Raw genomic sequence first — 24,038 nt, 5'->3', positions numbered from 1 at the left:
CCCCCGCCCGCTGGAAAAGGCCTCCACCGGCCTGGAATGGGTGCCTGGACTGGAATCCTGCCGGTCCACCATCACTTTCCCTACGGTGTTCGGAAAGACGCACTGCGTCTGAGTGCCCAGTGACGGTGTAACTCTGCGGAAACACGGCGACGACTCGGGCGATAATGGGGTGAGTTGAACCCCACGCGAGCCCTGACGCTTCGCGTCGCGTGTGGGTTCTGGGTGTCTTTCGACACACTCCTGGTGACACGGAATCGGTGATTTTGTCCTGCTGGGACATAAAATTACCGCCGCACAGGCAACAACTGACCCTCAGGTGCGAGAATGTTTTCACCAGACAGAAATATTTCTGTACTGGCGGAAGCCTGCTCGGTTACAGTGCTTTCAGGTGTCGCGCACAACCCTGTGTCCGAACTGAGGTCAGCCACCATGCTCGACGTCGCCCCCCACGCCGCCGCCTCGATCCTCTCCTCCGGTCTGTCGTCTTCCGCGTCGTCGTCGGTGGTGACGCCCTGGACGGAACAGCCGCTGCGCGACTGGTCGAACCTGGCGCCGCACACGGTGCTGAGCGCGCAGGAGCTCTACCCGCGCATCTGCGTGAGGGACCCCTACTTCGCGTTGAAGGACGTGACGGTGATGGGGCAGGGCGAGGTGGTGGCGCGCATCCCGGTGCAGCAGGACCCGGACGCGGAAGCGGGCCTCATCGGAATCGCGGAGGCGGGGCGCCACATGGCGATTCTCGGCTCCTGCGCCGCGGCGCTGGTGACGCCCAAGGACGGCCAGCACTTCTATCTGGCGTGTGGCGCGCGCGGTGAGTGGCTGCGCCGCGAGCCGATGGCGCGCTCCACGGACCTGCTCTGGGGCCTGGCGCAGGCGAGCTTCACGGGCAAGCGCACCGCCACGGCGCGCACGCTCTTGTCCGCGCCGGACGGCACCCCGGTGTTCCGCCTGGAGGTGGACTACAACGTGCTGTCCGCCGCCGCCTTCACCCGCCTGTTCGGTGAGGCCCGCGTGGAGATGCGCCGCGAGCCCCGTCGCGAGGACAACGTGCAGCGCACCCCCGAGGAGTGGGCGCGGCTGCGGCAGAACCCGTACGGCAAGGCGCTGGCCCTGCGCGACTGGCGCCCGGACGGTGAGAGCCTCACCGCGTCCCTGGGCCCCGTGACGGTGGACATGTGCAAGGGCCACTTCGCCCTGCACCCGGTGATGCCCGTGGCCATCGTCGCCAGCGGCATGACTCGCGTCGCGACCACCCTGCTGCGCAAGCTGGAAGGCGCGCCCTGGGCCCGCGTGCTCGCCAAGAACGTGAACCTCAAGGCGGACAGCCTCGCGTACGCCGGTCAGACGGTGGTGTTCGGCGCGGCGCGCCGCTCGCACGACGGCGCCGACCACGTCTTCACCTGCCAGGCCTCCGTGGGCGAGCGCGTCGTCGCCGAGCTCGACGTCACCTTCGAGCGCGTGGAGTAATCACTCCCACGTGATGTCGTAGTCCACGCGGTCGATGCCCTGCGGATGGGCCTTCGCCGTGCCCTTGAGCCCCAGCACCTTCAGCGCGCCGGTGAGGATGCCCTCGTGATACGCGGGCGGCAGCATGTCCCGGCGGACGCGCAACGTGCCGGACTTGGGCCCCGTCGTCACATACTCGCGGGTGCCGTACGTGACGGCCGCGCTGTAGCCCATCTGCGCCCCTGAGAAGAGCTTCTGTGGGTCTCCCCGGGAGATGATGCCGAAGATGAGCATCCCCGGGCCGGTGGAGTAGCGCGTGACGTTGGACTCGCCGCACGCGTGGTACACGGCGTTCTCGGTCCCCATCTCCTGCTCCAGCGCGTCCGCCGCGACATAGAGGAGGTTGATGAACTCCTGCACCGGATAGGTGCGCAGGTCGGAGTAGTCCTTCGCCAGGTCTCCCACTCGCAGCTTCTCCAGCGTGGCCAGTCCGGCCTTCTGCTGGACGAGGCTGAACACCGCCTTGAAGAACAGTCCGCGTACCGCGTCGCCAGGTTGCGTGGCCGCGAGGCGCGCGGCGAGCTCGGCTTTGTTGGACGGCATGTCTCGGCTCCTGCTCCGGTCCGGGCCCCGATGACGGAAGCGTGCTCAGCTTAGCCTCACTGCCAGAGCGGACGCAGGCGAAGGGCCCTTCGCGCGAGCATCCGCTGTCGCGAGGCGACTCGACACGTCCGGTGTCCGCCGCCTCCCTTCCAGGTCGCCTCCCGCTCACACCTCGTCGAGCAGCATCGGCTTGAAACCCGCCGCGTCGCACGACGCCAGCACGTAGCGCACACCCGCGCGCTCCCCGGTGAACCCCGCCGGGATTCCCGTCGAGTGCAGGTGTCCGTACACACAGACCTTCGGCTTGAACGCTTCAATCGGCTCGCTGAACGCCGTGGGCTTCTCGTTCGCGTACAGCGGAGGGAAGTGCACCGCGGCCACTCGCACCAGCGGTATGGGGCTGGCCGCTTCCTTCTTCTTCGCGTCCTCGATGGAGACCGCGAGCCTGCGCGTCTCCCGCTCCACGTAGCCGTCGTTGACGGGCTCGTCGCCCATCTCTCCGCCGGGCATGGGGGGCGCCTCGGGCGCTGTCCACAGCCGCGTGCCGGCAATCACCCACGGCCCCATCACCGCCGCGCTGTTGTGCAGGAACGCCTCCAGCGTGCGGAACGGCTCCAGCAGCTTGCGCAGCTTCGACGCCGAGTCTCCCCACCAGTAGTCGTGGTTGCCGCGCACCAGCAGCTTGCGCCCCGGCCTCGCGTCCAGCCACGCCAGGTCGTCCATCACCTCGTGCGCGCGCGTCGCCCAGGAGATGTCTCCCGCGACGATGACCACGTCGTCCGGCCGCACCATGTCGTCCCACGCACGCTGGAGCGGAAGCGGGTGGTCCGTCCATCCGAAGCGATGCATGTCCTTCTGTCGCGTGGAGGGCAGATGGGTGTCGCCGATGCCGAAGAGCCGCATGCACCCCTCATAGCGGATGATTCGACCGCCGGGCCCCTGAACTCCACGCGCCCCCGCCCCCTGTCTTCCAGCCTCAATCCGGCCCGATGCGAAAAGACGAGGAATACGAGAATTATCGTAAAATCAGTTTACGCCGGGGCTGTCTCGAAATGCGCCACTGCGACAATGGCGGCCATTCGGAGGGTGAGTGGAAGTAGGTCTGATGTGGGCGTGCTCGTCATTTCAACGGGTTGAAATGTTCAGTCGGATTTCTCGGAATGGGGCGGAGGGTGGAGAGGTGGAGCATGGATGCTCCACCTTGGGGGGTGCGAAGGGGTGAAAAGCGGGGATTGAGCGGCTGGCATGCATGCTGCTCACGGGACCGCGCTGCGCCGCTCCCGTGGACGGGGGCGGACCGAAGAGCTGCTGACCCCCCTCGAAGGAGCTCCCCATGCACGTGATGTTCAAGACGTTCGCGGCCACCGCCGCGGCCCTGGCCCTGTCTGCCTGCGGACCGCAGCCAGAGGCGCCGCAGGAGGCCCCCCCGGCTTCCACGGAAGTTCCCTCGGGCGCGGCGGATGACGCGGCCCGCGCGGTCGCGGACGCGGCCCGTCGTACGCCGACGGAGCTGGACGCGCTGTTCGCGCAAGCGGCGAAGGAGTTCGACGTTCCGGTGAGCCTGCTCAAGGCCATCTCCTATACGGAGACGCGCTGGGAGCATGTGAAGGGTGAAGAGGAGTTCGAGGGCCGCCCCGCGGCGTTCGGTCTGCTGGCCCTGCGCGGCGCCAAGGTGACGGACGGCGCGGCGCTGGCGGGTGTCTCCGCCGAGGCCGTGCGTGACGACCGGCTGGCCAACCTGCGCGCTGGCGCGGCGCTGCTGTCGAAGTACGCCACCGAGGCGGGCATCGACCGGACGGACCTGGGTGCGTGGGCGCCGGTCGCCGTGCAGCTGACGGACATCACCGACCCGGACGTGCAGGCGCACTACATCCACAATGACGTGTACGCGGCGCTGCGCGAGGGCGCGGGCGCGTTCACTCCCGAGGGCAAGGTGGCGGTGTCGCTGGACGGCGCCCAGGTGGAGGCGAAGTTCGCCCTGCCGAAGATGCAGGCGCTGGCGGCGGGCCCGGACTACGCGGCCTCCATCTGGCGCGCGTCGCCCAACTTCAACGCCCGTCCCGCGGGCACCAACGTGTCGATGATTGTCATCCACACGTGTGAAGGTGGCTACGCCGGGTGCTGGGGTTGGCTGGTCAACTCCGCGTCGGGCGTGAGCGCGCACTACGTCGTCAACGAGAGCGGCAGCGAGATTTCGCAGCTCGTTCGCGAGTCGAGCCGCGGTTGGCACGTGGGCGCCAGCTACGCCTGCAGCCTGAACGGCAACGTGGACTGCGGCCTCAACGGCACGTCGGTGAACCACTTCTCGGTGGGCATCGAGCACGGCGGTTTCGCCAGCCAGTCGTCCTTCCCGGCGGGTCAGATTGACGCGTCGGCGAAGCTGTCCTGCGACATCACCAAGGGCCAGGCCATCACCCGCGACAGCTATCACATCGTCGCGCACGGCCGGCTCCAGCCGTCCTCGCGCACCGACCCGGGTCCGAACTGGCCGTGGAGCAGCTACATCGCGAAGATCAAGAGCTACTGCGGTGACGGCGGCACGCCCACGGGCACCATCATCGTGGACAGCCACAACGCGAACAACGACTCCACCAAGGCGCGCACGGACGTGCCGGCGTCGTGGGCGGCGGGCACCAGCGCGGGCTACTACGGCAGCGGCTACTACTACGCCTCCACGCAGCCCATCTCCGAGCCGGTGGTGTTCAACTTCTACATGGCGTCCGCGGGCACGAAGACCATCGACGGGTGGTGGGTGGCCGGCACCAACCGCTCTGCGGCGGCGCCGTTCATCATCAGCCACACGGGTGGCGACAGCACGGTGACGGTGAACCAGCAGGCCAACGGCGGCGCGTGGGTCGCCCTGGGCACGTACAGCTTCGCCGCGGGCTGGAACCAGGTGAAGCTCAGCCGCTGGGCCACCGAAGGCTACGTCGTCATGGCGGACGCCATCCGGGTGCGATGACGTGAGGAAGCAAGGCCGAGAACGGATGCCGCGTTCCTGGCCGTGGCGAGCGCGGTGGAGTCTTGCCGCGCTCGCCGTGCTTGGCGTCGGATGCTCCGGCCGGTGTGGCGGGGCGTCGGGCGCCGGGCCGCTGTCGAAGGAGGAGGCACGCGCCATTCCGGGCGTCGTGGTCTTCCTGTCGGAGCGGGCGGGACAGAAGGACGTGTGGCAGGTGGGTCCCGACGGGACGGAGACGCAAATCACCCGAGGCCCCGAGGACGACTACCCCGGCCCGGTGTCTCCGGACGGGAAGTCGTTGCTGGTGGTGGCCGTGCGCGAGCAGGGCGGGATTCAGTTCCAGCAGCTCCGAGTCCAACCCCTCGCGGGTGGAGACGCGGTGCCGCTGCATGCCCCCAGGGCCCGGGCGCGCAACGCGAGCTGGGCGCCGGATGGCTCGTGGCTCGTGGCGGAGTCGGATGCCCAGGGTTTCAGCGACCTGGTGCGCCTGGAGCCTCGCGAGGGCGCGCCGGAGGTGCGGCTGACACAGGTGAAGGAGGGCTGCTTCGAACCCTCCATCTCGCCGGACGGCAAGGAAGTGGCCTTCGTGTGCAGTCGCGAGGGCGACCCTGAAATCTACGTGACGAAGGCGGACGGCACGGAGGAGCGGCGTCTCACCGCCTTCCACCGCGAGGACCGCTCTCCGCTGTGGAGTCCGGATGGACAGTGGCTCGTCTTCGTCAGCGACCGGGAGGACAAGGAGCGGCTGTACCTGGTGCGTCCGGATGGCTCGGACCTGCGCGCGGTGTCGGGGAGCGGCTTCTCCGGCGACGAGCGCGAGCCGGCCTTCAGCCCGGACGGACAGCGTCTGGTCTACGTGAGCCGCGCGCCCGAGGGACTCAGTCGCCTCTGGATGGTTCCGGTGGCGGGAGGCGCGCCGGTGGCGCTGACGGATGGAACGCACCGCGACGACATGCCGGCGTGGAGCCCCGACGGGAAGTACCTGGCCTTCACGTCGGAGCGCGAGGGCAACACGGACGTGTACCTCATGCGCGCCGATGGCAGCGGCCAGACGCGGCTCACCACCGCGAAGGCGCCGGACTGGCTTCCTCGCTGGGTGGCGCGCCGCTAGGTCTCAAGTGATTCCCTTCGACCCGGGCCCCTCTGGAAGAAGAGGCGGCTCCGGGCTCGCGGGGTCCTTCGGGGCCGTGGGCACGCTGAAGCAGAAGGTGGCGCCCCGGCCCGGCTCGCTCTCCACCCAGATGTGGCCGCCGTGCGCTTCGATGATGAGCCGGCAGATGTAGAGCCCCAGCCCCAGGCCCTGGGTGTCGGACGCGCTGCCCTGTCGCGTCCGGTAGTACTTGTCGAAGACGTGCTCGGTGTCCTCGCGTGCGAGCCCCGGGCCTTCGTCTCGCACCGACACCACGACCCAGCCCTCGCGAGACGATGCGCGCACCACCACGGGCTTGTCGGGTGGACCGTACTTGGCCGCGTTGCCCAGCAGGTTGGACAGCACCCGCTCCAGGCGTCGGGCGTCCACCCAGGTCATGGGCAGCGGCGTCGTCACCTCCAGGCGGAAGCGCTCGCGCAGGTCCGGAGGGACGTCCCGCTCCAGCACGTCCTCGAGGAAGCGCACCACGTCCGTCCGCTCGCGGCGCAGCTCGATGCGGCGGGACTCCAGGCGCGAGCCCTCCAGCAGCTCTTCAATCATGGAACTCATCCACGCCACGTTGCGGAGGATGGCGTCCGTGAGCAGCTCCTCGCGCTCCAGGTGACGCTCCTTCAGGGCGCGCAGCAGCATGCTCGCTCGCAGGGTGATGCCCTGCAGCGGGTTGCGCAGGTCATGGGAGATGAGGCTCACGTACTCCTCGCGCAGCCGCTCCAGCTCGCGGTGGGGTGTGAGGTCATGGCCGGTGACGACGACGCCGCGCTGCTCGCCTTGCGGCCCGAGCACGGGCGCGGCGGTGATGAGCACGGGGGTCGTCCTTCCATCCGGGCGCACGAGCTTGACCTCGACCGGGCCCACCACCTCTCCACTCTTCGCCGCCCGGCTCGAAGGCAGCTCCTCCATCTTCATGGGACGTCCGTCTGGATGGCGCAGTCGGCTCAGGTACGAGCCGCGCTTCGCTCGCGCCGGAAGCGGCCCGAGCAAGGTCTCCGCGAAGGGGTTCGACACCAGGGTGCCCTGCTCCGGGTCGATGAAGAGCACACCCACCGGTGCGTGATTCAGCACGGCCTGGAGCAGACCGCGCTGCACCTCCGCTTCCTCGTGGGCGGCTCGCAGGCGGTCGGTGGCCTGCTCCCGCTCGGTGACGTCGCGGAGCACGGCGAGCAGGCTGCCACCCTCGGGGCCAGGAACCTGGCGCAGGCGTGCTTCCAGGGGCACCCGGGTGCCATCGGCGCGCAGGCCATGCATGGCGCGGGCATTCGACAGGCCCCCCAGGCTGCGTCCGCCGAAGAGTCCCTCTGGCACGAGCAGCTCCACCTCGCGGCCCAGCAGTGACTCGCGCGGATGGCCGAACACGCGCTCCGCCTCCGCGTTGACGAAGCGCAGCAGCCCCTCCGGGTCCACTATCAACAGCGGCTCCGGTGTCGTCTCCAGCAGTCCCCGGTAGCGAGCCTCGGAGGCCTCGAGCGCCGCGGTGGCGCGTCGACGTCCCGCCTCCAGCGTGTCCAGGGCCCGCGCGGACAGCAGCACCAGCACGGCGCCGCCCGCGCTCAACAAGGTGGCGAAGATGGGCAGCTTCGCCTCGCGACCGAGCATCCCCTCCAGGCTGAGCAGCGACAGGGCCGCGCCCAGGAGCGACGGCCCCAGGATTGCCACGGGCACGAGCCGACGCGCGACGAACCCACCGAGTGTGTCCCGCGTGATTCGCCCCGCGAGGCCCCGCTCCGGCCGCGCGCAGAGCAGGCCCACGCCGAGCAGCAGCACCGCCAGCGCCGTGTACAAGCCCATGCCGCGCCTGGGGGGAAGGGACTCGCCGCCCGACGCGAAGAGCGGACCGAGCAGCAGTCCATTGAAGCCCAGCAGCGCGACCAGCAGCGCCGCCACCACGAGCGCGTCTCGCCACACCTGTCGAGTCCCGGCGCGGTCCGGTAGCAGCAGGGCAATGCCCAGGAACAGCACGCTGAGGGGCGTGAGCGGGGAGGGGAGAATCGTCGCGCTGAGGACACCGAAGGTCCTCGCGAGGAAGGACTCCAGCGCCGGTGGCAGGCCCGCCACTTCCTGCAGCAGGCTGATGCAGGCGATGAGGCACATGCCCACCGCGCAGAGGGAGGACAGTCGTCGGCGCGCGCGGGAGGGGCGGGTGGGCAGGTACAGCCCGAGCGCCACGCCTCCGAGCACCAGCGCGACGCCCGTCCGTGGCGCTGTCATGGGCATGCCCGCGGCTTCTGGCCACGGTGAGTGCGCGAAGACGGCCCAGCCGGCGAGCGAGAGCAGCCCCAGCAGAGGCGCGCCCGCCACCGCGACCCATGCGAGCGCGCGGGCCATGGCCTGGCTGCGGGACTGGGCCCTCCAGGTCCGATTCATCGGCGTCCCCCCGGAACGCACGGGTGCTTCCGCCAAGGGTGGGCGGCCGTGTCACGCGCGGCGGCCCGCTGCCTCGTTCCTCACGCACCTGTCCGGGACATGGATGCGCATGCGCGCCCCCTCGCGCGTCGCACGGCGGGGCAGGGTGCCCGCCTGAGTGCCGCTCACGGGGGCGGATGCAGTCCGGGGTACAGGGTGAGCACCAGGCCCCAACCGGGAGCGACCGCCACGTTGCGAGCCACGTAGGTGTCCTCGCCCTCCACGCCCAGCCGGAACGTCTCCGCGTCCCTGGCGGTGTGAACGTAGAGGAACAGGCCCTCCGCGGAGGTGCCCGCCTGGTTGACGCCGTTCAGGTCCGAGGTCGGGTAGTAGATGCGCTCCGTCAGCTCGCTCCGGTCCGGCACCACGCGCACGCCGGCGCGAGGCTGGCCGTTCTCGTCGACGACGCGGCCCAGCGCGAAGCCCGCGTCGCGAAGGGTGCGGGCCCGGTCTTCCGTGTGGCCACGCAGCAGCGGCTCACCCATGGCCGTGCACAGCGCGTCGTGGAACTGCTCCGGCAGGGCCCAGGCGCTCGCTTCGATGACATCCGTGCGAGGCCGCGCGCCGGTGAAGACGCTGTCGTAGACGACGGTGACGGTGCGTACGAAGCCCGGGCCGTTGAGTCCCACGGCCAGCCCCTGGTGCACCTCGCGCACGGGGACCTCCGCCACGGCGAAGGCGCCGTCTTCGGCGATGGCGCCCGTGCCGAACGTCGCATTGAGGTCATTCACCGCCACGCGCAGCGGCTCCTCGATGGCGACGGGCATGCCGCCGAGCGAGGGCACCGGTTGTCCCAGGGACGTGAGCAGTCGCGCGGCCTCGGGCAGCACCTGCGCCTGCCCGCTGACGCGGATGCGGAGGTTGTCCAGGTCCACCGACTCGGCGTCATCGGTCTGGAAGCCGGGGTCCGGAGCAGGTCCGCCGGAGCCGCAGCCGGACGACACGAGCCCGAGAAGTACACAGGATGCCAGCAGGATTGGGCGCTTCATCGGTCGGCAACATTTCCATGCCCCCGTCGAGCGGCAATCCACCCGCGAACGCTCCGTCCCCTGTCCGACGCCGCAAACACAGACACCGGGCCGTCACTCGCCTGGGAAGCACGAGGGACGCAGCCCGGTGTCGGAAATCCATCAGCCGTGGAGGGCGGGGGTGCCGCCCGTGGGCTCAGCGCCAGCCGCCCTTGTTGTCCTTGGAGTTGCTGGAACCACCGCGACCACCCGGCGCCGACGAGCCGCCACCCGAGCTCTTCGGGGCGCTGCTGCCGCCACCGCTGCCCCAGCTTCCACCGGAGCTCCGGCCTCCGCCGCTGCTCCCGCCACTGCTGCTGCCGCTGCTGCTGCGTCCGCCACCGCTGCCCCAGCCGCCGCTGCTGCTTCCTCCACCGCTGCTGCCGCCGCTGCTGCTTCCGCCGCTGCTGCTCCCGCGTCCGCCACCGCTGCTCCCGTTGCTGCTGTTTCCGCGGTCGTTGTCGTTGTCGCGATTGCCTCGGCCATAGCCACCACCGGAGCTGCCGCCACCGGAGCCACTGCCGCTCGGAGGAGTCCCGCCGTTGTACCCGCCACCACCGGAGCTGCCGCCACCCGAGCTGCCACCGCCGCTGTTGCCGTAGCCACCACCGGAGCTGCCACCGCTGGAGCCACTGCCGCCCGGAGGCGTCCCGCCGTTGTTGCCGTAGCCGCCGTTGTTGCCGCCGCCGGAGCTGCCCCAGCCACCGCCGTTGTTGTCGTCATCGCGGTCTCGCCCCTGGCCGCGCCCGGGACGCGAGCCGCCGCGGTCATCATCCCTGTCCCGCCCGCTGTTGCCCCGGCCGTAACCACCGCCGTTGTTGCCGCCCGAGTTGTTCCCGCCGCCCCAGCCGCCGCCGTTGTTGTCCCCGTCGTATCGGGAGCCGCCGCGAGGAGGCTGGGTGCCCCAGCCGGTGCCGGAGGGAGGAGGCCGGTTCGAGGGACGGTCGTCGTTGCGAGACACGGAGCCGCGAGAAGCGGGGCGCGACCTGGCCCGGCTGTAGCCGTAGCCCGCGGAGGCGGCGTGGGTCCGGTCATACACGTAGCCGCGGTTGCGCTCCCAGCGGTACGCCCGGCCCGCGTTCGGGTAGTAGTCGTGCGAGTGACGCCCGTGCAGGCCGCACGACGCCCCGAGCGGATCCAGGTGGAAGTCCCAGTACCAGACCATCGTCGGCCCTTGGTAGTAGTAGACGTCGTCCGTGTAGACGTAGTGCGTCTCGGCCGGGCGGTAGCCGTGCGTGTGGACGTGGTCGTACGGGCACCAGCCGCCACCGTCGTGGTCCGGAATGGGGTGGTCGCCCGAGAACCGGTAGTCCACCACCGCCACCACGGGGCGGCGGGCGGCGGGGCCGTGATAGTGGGCGTAGCAGCCCGTCCCCATCATCAGGGCAAGAGGGATGGCGAGTGCGAGCAGTCGGCGCATGTGACGAGTCTCCCGTGCGAAGGGCACTTCCAGCCAGTCCCTCTTCGCGACCACGGGCTGAAGACGGGCGGCCCGGGAGGAAATTCACGCCGGACTCCTTCTTGCCCGCCTGCTCCCTCTTTAACCGGGGGTGTGCCCTGGTGAACACCGTGCCGGCTGGTGTAGGTGCGGTGTGAGCGCGATGCGAGCGCCGGGGCTTTCTGGACCCGTCGCGCGAGGAGAAGGGCACCCATGTCGGAATCGGATTTTGGTCGGGGCAGGGGGGCGATGTGCCCGTTGCACCCGGATCACCTCGCGCAGCGGACCTGTACGCGCTGCGGCAACTTCATGTGCGACACGTGCAGCGAGGGCGGCACGCAGGTGCACTGTCCCACCTGTCGTGAGCGCGAGGGCCTGGGTCAGGCCTTCCCGTTGGACCGCCACAACTGGTCCGTGGGCGGGTTGCTGGAGGTGTGCTGGGAGCGGTTCAAGCGCGAGTGGGTGATGCTCAGCGTGGGCGCCATCCTCTTCTTCGCGGCCGCGATGGTGGGCAGCTTCGTCTCCCAGATTCTGTCCTTCATCGGCGGGCTGTCGGGCAGCACCACCGTCACCGTGCTGATGGTCATCGTGGGCACCGTGTTGTCGTGGGTCATCCAGGGCATGGGCACCCTCGGCATCACCCGCATGTGCCTGGACGTGCTCCAGGGTCAGCGCGCCGACCTGGGGCGGATGTTCTCCCAGCTCTCCAAGCTGGTGCCCTACCTGCTCACCCTGCTGCTGTCGTTCGCGGTGATGCTCCCCGTCATCATCCTCTGCTTCGGCGCCGCGCTCGCGGTGTTCGTCGGGATGTCGGGGGTGTCGCTCGCCGAGGTGGGCTCGTCGGAGGAGGCGATCAACGCGGTGATTTCGAACACGCCGCCGCACGTGCTCGTGGTGGCGTTCGTCGTGGGCGCCGGGCTCTACATCTTCCCGGGGCTCTGGCTCGTCATGCCGCTGGTGCTCATGCAGCCGGCGCTCGTGGATGCGGAGAACCCGGGGCCCGTGGAGACGCTGAAGCGCTGCTTCGCCGCCGCTCAGGGGCAGCGCCTGGGCATGCTCGGCACCCTGTTCATCGGCGCCGTCATCTTCATCGTGGGCATCTTCCTGTGCTGTCTGCCGGGCATCCCCGCCCTGGCATTCTTCCAACTGCTGCTCGCCGGCCTCTACCTGTCGCTCAGCAAGGGCGCGGAAGAAGTCTGACGTCGGTCGCTCATCGGGGCCCGCGAAGGGATGCGGGCCCCGGTGCGGGACGTGCGTCAGTGCACCAGCCGCTCGGAGGAACCCGAGCGGGGCGTGGCCACCCGGCCCATGCAGGCCAGGATGTGCTCGCGGTACTCGGTCAGCTCGCGCAGACCGCACAGCATCCACCGCCCGCCGATGACGAGCGTGGGCACGCCGCGCACGCCGCGGCCCGTCGCGTCGCGGTGCTCATCCAGGATGAGCCGGCGCGTCTCCTCGGAGCGGAACGCGGCGGAGAACTCGTTCATCGCGAGGCCCACGCGCGACGCCAGCTCGAACACCACGTCCGGGCGCGACACGTTGACGCCCTGCTCCAACGCGGCGCGCTGCATGGCCCGCGCGAGGAAGGCACGCGCCTGCGGTCCCTGGAGTCGCGCGGCCTCGAGCGCCGCCAGTGCCGGCACGCTGCTGCGCGGTGGGTCTCCACCCAGCCACAGGTCCGTGGACAACAGTGGAGCGGTCTGGTCCGACTCGCGTTGCGCGCGCTGCACTTCTTCCACGAGGCCGCGCTTCTCGCGCTCCGTGGGAAGCACATCGTGCACGCGAAGCGGATAAGGCCTCACGCTCCAGCGGACGGCTTCGCCCAACTCCTGGCGCAAGACGTCCAGGCGCAGGTCGGCGAGATAGCACCAGGAGCACAACACATCCTGGTACACGGTGATCTGCAGCGGCTTGTGCAGCGTTTTCATGGGGGGCCGCCAGATTAGAGGCCACGCCGCGCTGCTGCCAACTCCCCATGACACTCGGCCGCTGAATGCATTCCTGTGTTCCTGAGGAGCATGCGAGGTAGCTGTGGCCCAGGCTGCTCGCTTGCTTCAGGGCATGCGAGCAACCTCCACGGCCCTCCGTGCCTACTCTCCGAAGGACTGCGGACCGCCCGACTTCGACCCGGCGTAAGCCAGCGCGTGGTCGATGATTTCTCCCGCGATGTCCCGTCCCGTGGCGCCCTCCAGTCCCTCGAAGCCAGGGCTGGAGTTGATCTCCATCAACCGGGGTCCCGCGTGGCCCTCCAGCATGTCCACGCCGGCGACCTCCAGGCCGATGATGTTCGCGGCCCGCACAGCGGCTTCCATGTACGCGGGAGGAAGCTCGATTGCCTGCCCTTCACCGCCGCGGTGGATGTTGGAGCGGAACTCGCCCTTCTTCGCCTTGCGACGCATCGCGCCCACCACCCGACTGCCCACCACGAGCGCGCGCACGTCCCGGCCCTCGCTCTCCGCGACGAACTCCTGGAGCACGATTTCCTGACCCAGGTCCCAGAACGTATCCAGGATGGTCTGCACCTCCGGCAGCGTGTGAGCGATCATCACCCCCACGCCCTGCGTGCCCTTGATGAGCTTGATGATGACGGGCAGCCCCCCCACCTCTTCCACCAGCCGACGCACGTTGCTGCGGTCATGCGCCATCACCGTGCGCGGGATGTCCAGTCCGGAACGCGACAGGAACTGGAGCGCGCGCAGCTTGTCGCGGCTGCGTGCGATGGACGACGGAGGGTTGAGTACCGGAACACCCATCATCTCGAAGTGGTTCACCACCGCCAGCCCATAGGCCGTGATGGACGCGCCGATGCGCGGCACGACGACGTCCACGCCCTTCATCTCCACACCGCGGTACGTCATGCGCGGTGCGCCTTGCGCGAGCAGCAGGCAGCAACGCAGAGTGTCCAGCACCAGCGGCCGGTGGCCCCGCTCCCGAATGGCGGACACCAACCGGCGTGTCGAGTAGAGCGAGCGCTTCCGGGACAGGATGGCCACCGTCTTCTTCACGCGTGAACGACGCGGCGCGGGGCGCTCGGGTGCCGGGGACCCAGGCGTGGCCGGGGCCTTCTTCTGCTGGATTTTTCGGGGAGACATGGGCGGAGCACCCGAGCGTACCATGTACCGCCGGACGGGGCGGGTGACGTGGTTCGCGTTTGCTATCCTCGAACGCAGATGAGCGCGACAGATCCGCATCCCGACGACATCCACACCAGCCCCGGAGATGCCGCCGGGTTAGACCTTGCCCACTCTCCGTTGCTGGGAGAGACGCTCGTGGTGGACCCGCGTACCACGGTGAAGCTCCACAAGTGTCGGCTGGCCGTGGCCTCCGGGCCGGACACCGGACGCTCCGTCGTCAGCGACAAGGAACGCCTGCGCTGCGGCGCGCACCCGGGCAATGACCTGGTGCTCGTGGAGGACCGCACCGCCAGCCGCCACCACTTCGAAATCCAGTTCACCGAGCGCGGCTATCTGCTGGTGGACCTGGGCTCCACCAACGGCACGTTCCTGGACGGCCGCAGAATCGAGCGGGCCTATCTCTCACCGGGCTCGCAGATTCGCGCGGGCTCGTCCGTGCTGACCTTCGCGCCGCTGGATGAGGAAGTCACCATCGAGCCGGACCGCGACGGCGAGCTGTGCGGCATGGTCGGCCAGAGCATGAAGATGCGCCAGATATTCGGGCTCATCAAGAAGATCGCCCCGCTCGATGTCTCCGTCATCATCCAGGGCGAGACGGGCACCGGCAAGGAGCTGGTGGCGCGCGCCATCCATGAGCTGTCGGGTCGCAACAAGTCGCCCATGGAGGTGCTCGACTGCGGCGCCATCCCGCCCAACCTCATCGAGAGCGAGCTGTTCGGCCACGAGAAGGGCGCCTTCACCGGCGCGGTGAGCGGACGCCCCGGCGCCTTCGAGCGCGCACACGGCGGCACCATCTTCCTGGACGAACTGGGCGAGCTGCGCCTGGACCTGCAGCCCAAGCTGTTGCGCGTGCTGGAGAACCACGAGGTGCGCCGCGTGGGCGGCAACGACGTCATCGAGGTGAGCTGCCGCGTCATCGCCGCCACCAACCGGGATTTGATGAAGGAGATTCAGGCGGGCAACTTCCGCGAGGACCTCTACTTCCGCCTGTCGGTGATTACGATTCAGCTCCCGCCGCTGCGCCAGCGCCGCGACGACATCCCCCTCATCCTCAAGGAAGCCCTCGCGGACCCGGAGGTCGTCCTCAAGCACGGCAAGAAGCGCTTCTCCGCGGAGTCCATGAGCCTGCTGATGTCCTACGCGTGGCCGGGCAACGTGCGCGAGCTGATGAACGTCCTGTCTCACGTGCTCACGTTCAGCGAGGGCGAAGAAATCCAGCCAGCCAGTCTCCCGCCCCGGGTGCGGGGGCAGGCCCGCGAGGGGCCGCTGCCCTTCAACGAGCACCTGTCCTTCAAGGACGCCAAGGAGCAGCTCCTGGAGAACTTCGAGCGGGAGTACGTCACCAGCGTCCTCACCCGCTGCGAGGGGAACCTCTCCCGCGCCGCCCGGGAGAGCGGCCTGCACAGGAAGTCCATCGAGCGGCTGGTGAAGAAGTATCAGCTCGATACCAAGGGCATGAAATCACGCTGATCCACGCCCCTGGGGTCGCCGCGCCCCGGGGGATTCCCGTGACACACGCGACACACGCGCTGCCCGGCCTGTAGCGCTGACTGGGAGACAGCCCCTTTGCGACGGGCAAGTTGACGTATGTCTTCTGGGGGGTAAATCCCTGGAACATGCGTGCTGCCATGAATTCCTACCCTCGAAGGAATGTTGGCCAGTCAGGACAAGCCATGGTGGAGGCGGCAATCACCCTGCCGCTGGTGGTGTTCCTGTTGCTGGGCACGTTGCAGTTGTTCCTGATGTTGCAGGCGCGCGTGCTGGCGCAGTACGCGGCGTTCCAGGCGACCCGGGCGGGCAGCGTGGCGCATGGCGAGTGCGAGCGGATGACCCACGCGGCCATCCTCGCGCTGCTGCCCTCGTTCCACTCGTTCCTGGGCATGTCGAGCGCCACCGACGAGGTGCGGCATGGTGGCGGGGGTGGCGCGCCGGCGAAGCTGGCGGCGGCCTTCGGCGCGCGCCGGGACAACCGCTACCGGAGCGGCCTGGACGGCGTGCACACCGGCGGCATCGTGTGGATCAACCGGGCGCTGGTGGGGGGCGGTATCGACGGCCCGCAGGACCGCGCGTTCGACGACCCGGGGCACCTGAGGCGGCTGGAGGTGCAGCTCATCTACTGGTACCCGATGCGCATCCCGTTCGCGAACTGGGTGATGTCGCGCATGTTCATGGCGCAGATGGGCATCCAGGACTACACGGCCGCCAATCCGCTGATGCCCGCGGAGCGCAACGCCAACTGGAACGCGGGGGAGTTCTCCACGCCGCTCAACCTGGCGGGTGACATCCGCTCCGAGCTGGCCTCGCGGGTGGCTCGCGAGGAGTACGTCTTCCCCATCGAAACCAGCTTCACCATGCGGATGCTGACGCCCGCCAAGCGGCGCCACTTCGCCACCATGGACTGCCCCCGATGAAGCGCTCCCTGTCTCGTGGTCAGACGCTGGTGCTGTTCGTGCTGGGCACCTTGTTGATGGTGCTCATGGTCACCATGACGCTCTCCTTCTCCATGAAGGTGCGTGAGCGCATCGAACTGCAGACGGTGGCGGACGCGGCGGCCTACTCCAACGCGGTGGCCACCGCGCGCACCTTCAACAACATCGCGGTGATGAACCGCGCGCAGATTGGCCACGCGGTGGCGCAGGCGGGCGCCACCAGCCTGGTGAGCTGGGCCAGCCTCTACCGCGCGCAGCTCAATGCGGCCAACACGGGCTTCGGCATTGGCAAGAAGCCCTACCAACTGGCCATGGCCACCGGCTGTCCCTGCGCCGCGAAGAGCTCGTGGTGTCGGGAGAAGTGCCGCTGCGGGCGCCAGGGCGTGTCGGACCTGGGGATGCTCCAGACGCAATTGCGCATCGAGCAGGCGCGCGTGGAGGCCGTGTTCCAGTCCATGGACTTCATGGTGAACCTCCAGATTCTCGCGCACCAAATCGCGCAGGGAGCGTTCTACGTCGCGCAGCAGGACAACTACCGCGACCTGCGCGACGCCCTGGGGAGCCAGCACTTCACGAACAGGATTCTGCGCAACATCGAGGGTCCGGGGAAGTTCGTGGGAGACTCCGCCTGGAAGGTGCCCGACATCGGCGGCGTCAACGAGGGCGAGCTGAGTGGCGGCATCGCCTGCACGGACGATGGCGCCGTCTGTGATTTGCCGCTCACCGTCGCGCACGCCGTCAACGCGGCCATGGGCAGCCGCGGCTTCCACTTCGTCACCCACCGCCAGTGGCGGCTGGGGGACTACACCGCGCACCAGGCCAACCTGGACTTCGTCATCTGGCTTCCGGACGATGTGACGGTGCTGCCCACCACCAACGGGACGACGTACTTCGGCAAGCCGGGGCGGAAGGTGCCGCTGCTGCCTCCCTATGCTCCCGCGCTCACGGGAGATGAGCAGGGCCGCATCGGCTGGATGTACAACCACCTGCTGCATGGCGGAAACCCCGTCGCCTGTCCCGCGAGCGTCGCGGGGACCCAGTCGACCACGGCGTCCCTGGTGTCGTCGGGGGGCTTCATGCCCCGGCCCGAGCACAGGTGGACGGGCGGTGCTGATGCCGGTGGCCCCTTCAATCACATGCTGGCGCCCTGCCTGGGTGGGCCCTCGTCGTGCCCTGGCATCTGGCCGCCGTTCCTGGACTACAACCTCACGCTGCTGCTCAACGGCGAGGGCAACAACTACGGCCAGCCGAAGAACTTCGCCGTCGTCCAGAGAGACCTGATGGCGCGCAAGCTGGACCCGTGGGACCTGTCCTTCCGCTACCGCTTCGAGTCCGGGAGCGCGGGCAACGTGTACGACGCGACCAGCTTCAACCTGGCGGATGGCACGCCCAACAGCACGCAGACGGCGCTGTCCACGGGCATCGCCTACTACCACCGCGGTGAGAGCCTGGGCTTCCACCACTGGAGCGAGCCGCCCAACCTGCTCAATCCGTATTGGCGCGCCACGCTCGTGGGCGCGGACATCGACAACAATGGCGTGCGCGACGCCATCGGGACGTTGGGAATCAGCTCGCCCGTCGCGGCGCAGACCTTCCAGGAGCTGCGCAACGCGGGCTTCAAGGGGCTTCAGTGATGACACCGCGCCGCTCTCGTCTTCAGCGCCGGAACGCTCGGGGCCAGGCCCTGCTCGAAGCGGCCATCGGCACCACGCTGTTCGTCACCATCATCGCCTTCGGCATTCACTTCGCGGAGGTGGGCTTCCTGTCGCTGAAGGTGCAGGAGGCCGCGGTCTCCGCGCTGTGGGATGGCACGCACGGGGAGATGCACACCATCCCCGTCTCGTATGACGACGCGGAGGACTCCATGCGGGATGCCGCCGCGAACGCCGAGGCGCGCTACTCGGACTTCAAGGGCCTGTCCTCCGTTCCGGGCGCCGGCCGCATCACCCAGGTATTCACGCAGGGCACCGGCATGCAGGTGCGCTGCGGCATGGACGTGGGCGTGGGCTGGACGGGCGCGATTCCCACCCGGCTCGTCTACCGGGACAACGGCGGCACGGCGTGCGGCGCCGAGGCCACGCTGAGCACCTGGCGCTTTCCCAGCTCGTTCCTCGACGGCCCCTCGGACGGCGCGCTCTACCAGAAGCGAAACCTGGACAACTCCCTCACCAACCTCCGGGTCTGCGCGGTGGGCCGCGCGGTGGGCGGCACCTGCAACGGTCGCTTCTCCATGCTCGTGGACGACTGGGGGCTCGCGGGCCCGCTGGAGTCGGCCACCTGCAACATCTTGATGCAGGACCAGCTCATCCCCTGCACCAACGCGCCCATGCACGCGGCGGTGTGGTCCACCTACGCGCCGACGACGCTGCCCATCCCCACCGCCGCGAGCAACCTGGCGCAGGCCACGCTGTTCTGGAACCCGCTGCCTCCCACGGCGCTCGCCATGGTGGGCCTGGGCATGATGGAGAAGACCTTCTGGATGAGCGCGGCGGGTGAGGACGTCGTCAACTTCATCCAGGCCCCTCCCCTCATGGACCCCATCTCCCGCATCTGGCCCACGACGCCGGGCTCCATCATCGGCGTCACCACGTTCCCGTATGGCGCGGCTCACCTGGAGCGCTTCGGCAATGGCGGCTGCTTCCTGGGAAAGGACTGTGATTGAGATGACGCGCGTGTCCCTCTCGGGTGGGCGCTGGATGCTGGGCCTGGGCGCCGTGCTCATGGCTCATCTGGCGTTGGCGGATGGCAACCAGTGCAGCATGGAGTGCACCACCAAGGCCGACGCCACCATGCGCTCGTGCATGGACCGGTGTCCCTCGCCCTCGGACGACCCCACGAAGCCCGGGCCCTTCCAGTCCTGCGCCCTCCGCTGTCAGGAGAAGCAGGACAAGAAGTTCAACGAGTGCGCGGAGCGCTGCGTGGACCCGGAGGGCCTGGAGTCGCCCCGCAAGGGCAAGAGCGGACGGGTTCGCTAGATGGCGCGCGTGAGGAGCGGAGCCTGGGGTCTGCTGGTGTGGGGGATGCTGTCCGCCGGACAGGCCGCCGCCCAGCGCACGCCCTTCAAGTGGGAGGTGCCTGGCGTGGTGGGCGTGGTGGAGGTGACGCAGCCGGTGCTCTCCAGCGGCGTCCCGGTGAAGCTCAGCGCGGTGCGCAGCAAGGCGCGGCCGGAGGACATCCTCCAGGCGCTGGTGGACCGCTTCCTGTCGTGGGGGCTGCATGTCCCGCCGGAGTCGCGTCAGCCGCAGCTGCTGCGCGAGCCGATGATTACCGCCATCGACACGCGCGCCTTCGTCTCTTACACGGCCATCCTCCAGCCCAATCCGGACGGGACGACGACGGTGTTCCTGGGACAGGCGGACCTGTCGCAGGGGCCGCGTCCGCAGTCCAACGTCGCGCCCATCTATCCCGGGGGCGCGGGGATGATGCAGACGGACATGGAGGGGGCGCGGACGCTCGTCTACTCGGTGAGCGCGAAGGCGGCGGACGTGGAGGTCTTCTACCGCAACGAGCTGACCCAGGCGGGCTTCGAGGAAGTCGAGCCCCGGGTGTATCGCTCCAGCCAGGACGAGATGCAGCTCAAGCTGACCCCTGCCAAGGACGGCAGGCTGGCCGTCATCATCGTGCGGCGCACCGTTTCTCCCGAGGATGCGAAGCCCGCGGGTGATTGAAGCGCTGCACCGAGCGTGTTACGGGCGCTGTCGACATGAGCGACACGCCCTCCCAGGACAAGGACTTCAAGGACTCGGTCAACCTGCCGCGCACGGAGTTCCCGATGAAGGGGAACCTGGCGCAGCTCGAGCCACGGATGCTCGGCTGGTGGGCGGAGCGGGGCATCTGGGGAAAGATTCTGGAGAAGAACGCGGCGGGTGAGCCCTTCGTGCTGCCGGACGGCCCGCCCTACGCCAACGGCCACCTCCACGCGGGCCACGCGCTCAACAAGGTCCTCAAGGACATCGTGGTGAAGTACCGCAACCAGGTGGGCCGCCGGTGCGACTTCATCCCGGGCTGGGATACGCATGGCCTGCCGATTGAGCAGGCCGTCGAGAAGCGGCTGAAGGACAAGAAGGTGGACAAGCGCACCCTGTCGCGCGACGCCTTCCTGGAGCAGTGCCGCGCGTACGCGCTGGAGTTCATCGACATCCAGAAGGCGGAGTTCCAGCGGCTGGGTGTGTTCGGCTCGTGGGACGCGCCCTACAAGACGCTCGACTTCGCCTACGAGGCGCAGGAAATCCGTGAGCTGGCCGTCTTCGCGCGCCGGGGCATGCTCTACCGCCGCAAGAAGCCCGTGTACTGGTGTCTGTATGACCAGACGGCGCTGGCGGAGGCGGAAGTTGAGTACGAGGAGCACGAGTCCCCGTCCGTGTACGTGGCCTTTGCGGCCGGCCCTGAAATCGCCGAGCGGGTGCCCGCGCTGAAGGGCAAGGACGTCGCCTTCGCCATCTGGACGACGACGCCGTGGACGCTGCCGGCCAACCTGGCCATCGCCGTCCATCCGGAGCTGGAGTACGTCTTCTACCAGCTGGGCTCGCGCGTCATCTGCGTGGCCAAGGACCTGTTGCCCAAGGTGCTGGCGGAGGTGAAGTCGGACGAGCTGGCGGTGAAGCACGTGGAGCTGCCGGGCGGCGAGGTGTCCGCGGCGGCGCTGGTGGACCCGTCGCGCATCCTCGCGTACGCGCAGGGCCAGGATTTGGAGCACCTGACGTACCAGCACCCGTTCTACGCGCGCCGGGGGCGCATCGTCCTGGGCGAGCACGTGACGCTGGAGGCCGGTACGGGTCTGGTGCACACGGCGCCGGGGCATGGCCAGGAGGACTACGAGGTCGGCCTGCGCTACGGGCTGGACATCTACAACCCGGTGCGCCCGGACGGCCGCTACGACGACACGGTGGGAGAGGCGCTCACGGGCAAGCGCGTGTTCGAGGCGAACCCGCTCGTCATCGCCGTCCTCGTGGAGAAGGGCGCGTTGCTGAACGACGCGAAGGACACGGTGGCGCACAGCTATCCGCACTGCTGGCGCTGCCACAACCCCATCATCCTGAGCGCGACGTACCAGTGGTTCATCCCCATGGACGTGCCGTTCCACGGGGAGAAGACGTTCCGTCAGGAGGTGCTGGCGGAGGTGGACAAGGTGGAGTGGGTGCCCTCGTGGGGGCACAGCCGCATCCGAGGCATGCTGGAGACGCGGCCGGACTGGACCATCAGCCGTCAGCGCACGTGGGGCGTGCCCATCTGCATCGCGTACTGCGAGGGCTGTGACGAGTCGCTCGTGTCGCCGGAGTTGATGGAGAAGGTCGCGGCCCAGGTGGAGAAGGAAGGCGTGGGCGTGTGGTACCGCACGCCGGTGAAGGACTTCCTGCCCGAGGGCTTCAAGTGCTCGCGCTGCGGGCACGGGGAGTTCCGCCGCGAGACGGACATCCTCGACGTGTGGTTCGACTCGGCGTGCATGTTCTCCGCGGTGTTGGAGCGCCGTCAGCGGATTCCGGCGGACCTCTTCCTGGAGGGCAGCGACCAGCACCGGGGCTGGTTCCACTCGTCCATGTTGGTGGCGGTGGGGACTCGCGACATGTCGCCCTACAAGGCGTGCCTCACGCACGGCTTCGTGGTGGACGGCAAGGGCGAGAAGATGTCGAAGAGCCTGGGCAACGTGGTGGCGCCGGAGAAGATCATCCAGCAGTACGGCGCGGAGGTGCTGCGCCTGTGGGTGGCGGCGAGCGACTACCGCAACGACGTGCGCCTGTCGGACCAGATTCTCAAGGGCCTGTCGGAGGGCTACCGGAAGATTCGCAACACGGTGCGCTACGCGCTGAGCAACCTGTATGACTTCGACCCGGCGCTTCACACGGTGCCGTACGCGGAGCTGCTGCCGCTGGACCAGTGGGCACTGGGCCGGTTGTCGGAAGTCGTCACGCGCGTGAAGCAGGCGTATGAGGACTACGAGTTCCACCTCGTCTACGCGACGGTGGTGGACTTCTGCGCCGGTGACTTGTCGGCGGTGTACTTCGACATCCTGAAGGACCGCCTCTACACGTGGCGCACGGATGGGAAGGCGCGGCGGGGTGCGCAGACGGTGCTGCACGAGGTGGCCTCCGTGCTGCTGCGGCTCCTGTCACCGGTGATGAGCTTCACCGCCGAGGAGGCGTGGGGCTTCCTGCCCGGCAAGGCGACGGAGAGCGTGTTCCTGGCGGGCTTCCCGGAGGCGCGCGCGAAGCTGGAGCCGGCGCTGGCGGAGCGCTACGCGAAGCTGTTCGCGTTGCGCGAGGCGGTGCAGGGTGTGCTGGAGGCGGCTCGGCGCGAGAAGCGGATTGGCGCGTCGCTGGAGGCGCGGGTGCTGTTGATGGCGTCGGCCCCGGTGCGGGAGTTCCTGAAGGCGCACCTGGACGAGCTGCCCGGCCTCTTCATCACCAGCCAGGTGGAGCTGGTGGACGCGGAGGGCATCGACGCGACGTCGCTGGACGTGACGCGTGTGTTCGGTGAAGGCGTGAAGGTGCTGGCCGAGGTGAAGCCGGCGCTGGGCCACAAGTGCCCGCGCTGCTGGACGTACTCGGAAGCGGTGGGGCAGGGCGGCGACGTGTGCCTCAAGTGCCGCGAGGCACTGGCGGCGTAGGCCACCTGTCCGGAAGTCCCACGGGCTCGCGGCTCTTCCATGCCGCGAGCCCGTCGTGTCTCCAGCGCTCCCGATGCTCTGGGGCCGCCAGGGCCCGAAACGAAACGGGCCCGAGTTCCGTGAGGAGACTCGGGCCCATGGGGACTTCGTGTCTGTCAGCGGGTGAAGCCGCGGGGCCTCCCCTCCAGACGGAGTGCTCAGTAAGGTGGTGGCTGCGCGGTGCACGCGGGCACGGAAAGGTTTTCGGCCTGCTTGGAGTCGCAGTCGAGCAGCGACGCCAGACCGGTGAGGGGCTCCACCATGAGCAGGCTGCGAGGGCGGCCCGACTCCGCGTTGAAGTTGAGCTGCAGGTTGCCCGGGGCCGCGGCGGCGAGCGCCGCCGTGTTGTCGAGCTGACCCTGCATGCAGCCCAGGTTTCCGGGCCGCACCGCGCGGCCCATGCCTGGCAGGTAGCAGAGCCCGTGCACCGAGGCGGCATTCATGGTGTCGGGGATGACGATGTCGGGCCCTACCTCGGAGCAGCAGGCCGCGTTGGTGCGGCACGTGGCGTTGACGCAGGCGAGCTGGGGACAGGTGTTGTTGTCCCAGTTGTTGCCGCACGTCAGCCGCTCCCAGCGTGCCACCGTCCGCACCATTCCGTCTGGCATCGTGATGTTGGGTTCCACCACGATGCGCACCGGCTGGTTGGTGGCGATGGCGCGCTGACGCGCCCGCAGCGCGGAGGACCACAGCTCCCGCGTCGCGGCCGACTCACGCTGCCCGTCGATGGGCCGCTGGATGCCCATCAACGCCATGGACAGCATCAGCCCCACCACCGCCAGCGCGATCATCAACTCCAACAGCGTCATTCCGCGTGCGCGCATCATCC

At 69.0% G+C, this 24,038-nt stretch carries 19 protein-coding genes; 11 read left to right on the top strand and 8 right to left on the bottom strand.

The window, feature by feature from the left end:
• Positions 1–429: 429 nt before the first annotated feature.
• Complete coding sequence (locus HUA74_RS28505) at positions 430–1,467, top strand: hypothetical protein (protein ID WP_141644045.1); 1,038 nt, start codon at positions 430–432, stop codon at positions 1,465–1,467.
• Here HUA74_RS28505 and HUA74_RS28500 read toward each other — a convergent pair whose 3' ends face one another.
• Entirely contained in the window at positions 1,468–2,049 is a 582-nt protein-coding gene (locus HUA74_RS28500; protein ID WP_141644044.1) for a TIGR02265 family protein, read from the bottom strand.
• Positions 2,050–2,214: 165 nt separating this feature from the next.
• Positions 2,215–2,952 (bottom strand): metallophosphoesterase, encoded by a 738-nt coding sequence (locus tag HUA74_RS28495; protein ID WP_141644043.1) that lies wholly within the window; start codon positions 2,950–2,952, stop codon positions 2,215–2,217.
• 430 nt (positions 2,953–3,382) lie between these two features.
• Between HUA74_RS28495 and HUA74_RS28490 the strand changes: the two genes are divergently transcribed.
• A complete protein-coding gene (locus HUA74_RS28490) occupies positions 3,383–5,011 on the top strand; it encodes an N-acetylmuramoyl-L-alanine amidase (protein ID WP_174457061.1) in 1,629 nt (542 codons plus the stop codon).
• 25 nt (positions 5,012–5,036) lie between these two features.
• Entirely contained in the window at positions 5,037–6,119 is a 1,083-nt protein-coding gene (locus HUA74_RS28485; RefSeq protein ID WP_174457060.1) for an LpqB family beta-propeller domain-containing protein, read from the top strand.
• 3 nt (positions 6,120–6,122) lie between these two features.
• Here the strand turns inward: HUA74_RS28485 and HUA74_RS46685 are convergent, their stop codons facing one another.
• From HUA74_RS46685 to HUA74_RS28470, 3 genes are all read right to left on the bottom strand, one after another.
• The gene (locus tag HUA74_RS46685) at positions 6,123–8,519 is read right to left on the bottom strand and encodes an ATP-binding protein (RefSeq protein WP_217443584.1); all 2,397 of its coding nucleotides are present in this window, start codon (positions 8,517–8,519) and stop codon (positions 6,123–6,125) included.
• Positions 8,520–8,683: 164 nt separating this feature from the next.
• On the bottom strand, positions 8,684–9,547 hold the full coding sequence (locus tag HUA74_RS28475) for a carboxypeptidase regulatory-like domain-containing protein (protein ID WP_174457058.1): 864 nt from the start codon (positions 9,545–9,547) through the stop codon (positions 8,684–8,686).
• Between the two features lie 175 nt (positions 9,548–9,722).
• On the bottom strand, positions 9,723–10,985 hold the full coding sequence (locus HUA74_RS28470; protein ID WP_174456870.1) for a hypothetical protein: 1,263 nt from the start codon (positions 10,983–10,985) through the stop codon (positions 9,723–9,725).
• Positions 10,986–11,216: 231 nt separating this feature from the next.
• On the opposite strand from HUA74_RS28470, the gene HUA74_RS28465 reads away from it, so the two are divergent.
• Positions 11,217–12,203: a hypothetical protein gene (locus tag HUA74_RS28465; RefSeq protein ID WP_174457057.1), complete on the top strand. Its 987-nt coding sequence runs from the start codon at positions 11,217–11,219 to the stop codon at positions 12,201–12,203.
• 56 nt (positions 12,204–12,259) lie between these two features.
• On the opposite strand, the gene HUA74_RS28460 is transcribed toward HUA74_RS28465, so the two are convergent.
• Entirely contained in the window at positions 12,260–12,931 is a 672-nt protein-coding gene (locus HUA74_RS28460) for a DsbA family protein (RefSeq protein WP_141644036.1), read from the bottom strand.
• Between the two features lie 162 nt (positions 12,932–13,093).
• Positions 13,094–14,095, bottom strand: a complete 1,002-nt coding sequence (locus tag HUA74_RS28455; RefSeq protein ID WP_174457056.1) for a RimK family alpha-L-glutamate ligase — start codon at positions 14,093–14,095, stop codon at positions 13,094–13,096.
• A gap of 78 nt (positions 14,096–14,173) precedes the next feature.
• Between HUA74_RS28455 and HUA74_RS28450 the strand changes: the two genes are divergently transcribed.
• The 7 genes from HUA74_RS28450 to ileS all read left to right on the top strand — a co-directional run bounded on the left by HUA74_RS28450 (position 14,174) and on the right by ileS (position 23,170).
• Positions 14,174–15,607 carry a sigma 54-interacting transcriptional regulator gene (locus HUA74_RS28450; RefSeq protein WP_174457055.1) on the top strand — a complete coding sequence of 478 codons (1,434 nt, stop codon included), beginning with the start codon at positions 14,174–14,176 and terminating at the stop codon, positions 15,605–15,607.
• A gap of 203 nt (positions 15,608–15,810) precedes the next feature.
• On the top strand, positions 15,811–16,548 hold the full coding sequence (locus HUA74_RS28445) for a TadE/TadG family type IV pilus assembly protein (RefSeq protein ID WP_246137289.1): 738 nt from the start codon (positions 15,811–15,813) through the stop codon (positions 16,546–16,548).
• The gene (locus HUA74_RS28440) at positions 16,545–18,200 is read left to right on the top strand and encodes a TadE/TadG family type IV pilus assembly protein (protein ID WP_174457054.1); all 1,656 of its coding nucleotides are present in this window, start codon (positions 16,545–16,547) and stop codon (positions 18,198–18,200) included. Before HUA74_RS28445 ends, HUA74_RS28440 begins: the two co-directional genes overlap by 4 nt.
• On the top strand, positions 18,200–19,228 hold the full coding sequence (locus HUA74_RS28435; protein WP_174457053.1) for a pilus assembly protein: 1,029 nt from the start codon (positions 18,200–18,202) through the stop codon (positions 19,226–19,228). The genes HUA74_RS28440 and HUA74_RS28435 overlap by 1 nt, the downstream gene beginning before the upstream one ends.
• Position 19,229: 1 nt before the next feature.
• The gene (locus HUA74_RS28430; protein WP_174457052.1) at positions 19,230–19,541 is read left to right on the top strand and encodes a hypothetical protein; all 312 of its coding nucleotides are present in this window, start codon (positions 19,230–19,232) and stop codon (positions 19,539–19,541) included.
• The gene (locus HUA74_RS28425; protein ID WP_174457051.1) at positions 19,542–20,234 is read left to right on the top strand and encodes a hypothetical protein; all 693 of its coding nucleotides are present in this window, start codon (positions 19,542–19,544) and stop codon (positions 20,232–20,234) included.
• A gap of 35 nt (positions 20,235–20,269) precedes the next feature.
• A complete protein-coding gene (gene ileS, locus HUA74_RS28420; RefSeq protein WP_174457050.1) occupies positions 20,270–23,170 on the top strand; it encodes an isoleucine--tRNA ligase in 2,901 nt (966 codons plus the stop codon).
• Positions 23,171–23,367: 197 nt separating this feature from the next.
• Here the strand turns inward: ileS and HUA74_RS28415 are convergent, their stop codons facing one another.
• Positions 23,368–24,036, bottom strand: coding sequence for a Tfp pilus assembly protein FimT/FimU (locus HUA74_RS28415; RefSeq protein WP_174457049.1), 669 nt, complete (start codon positions 24,034–24,036; stop codon positions 23,368–23,370).
• Between the last annotated feature and the right edge of the window lie 2 nt (positions 24,037–24,038).

The sequence above is a fragment of the Myxococcus sp. CA051A genome (assembly GCF_013336705.1).
Taxonomy (GTDB): Bacteria; Myxococcota; Myxococcia; order Myxococcales; family Myxococcaceae; genus Myxococcus; species Myxococcus llanfairpwllgwyngyllgogerychwyrndrobwllllantysiliogogogochensis.
Note: the sequence above shows the minus strand (reverse complement) of the source record. Positions and strands in the feature narration are given on the sequence as shown.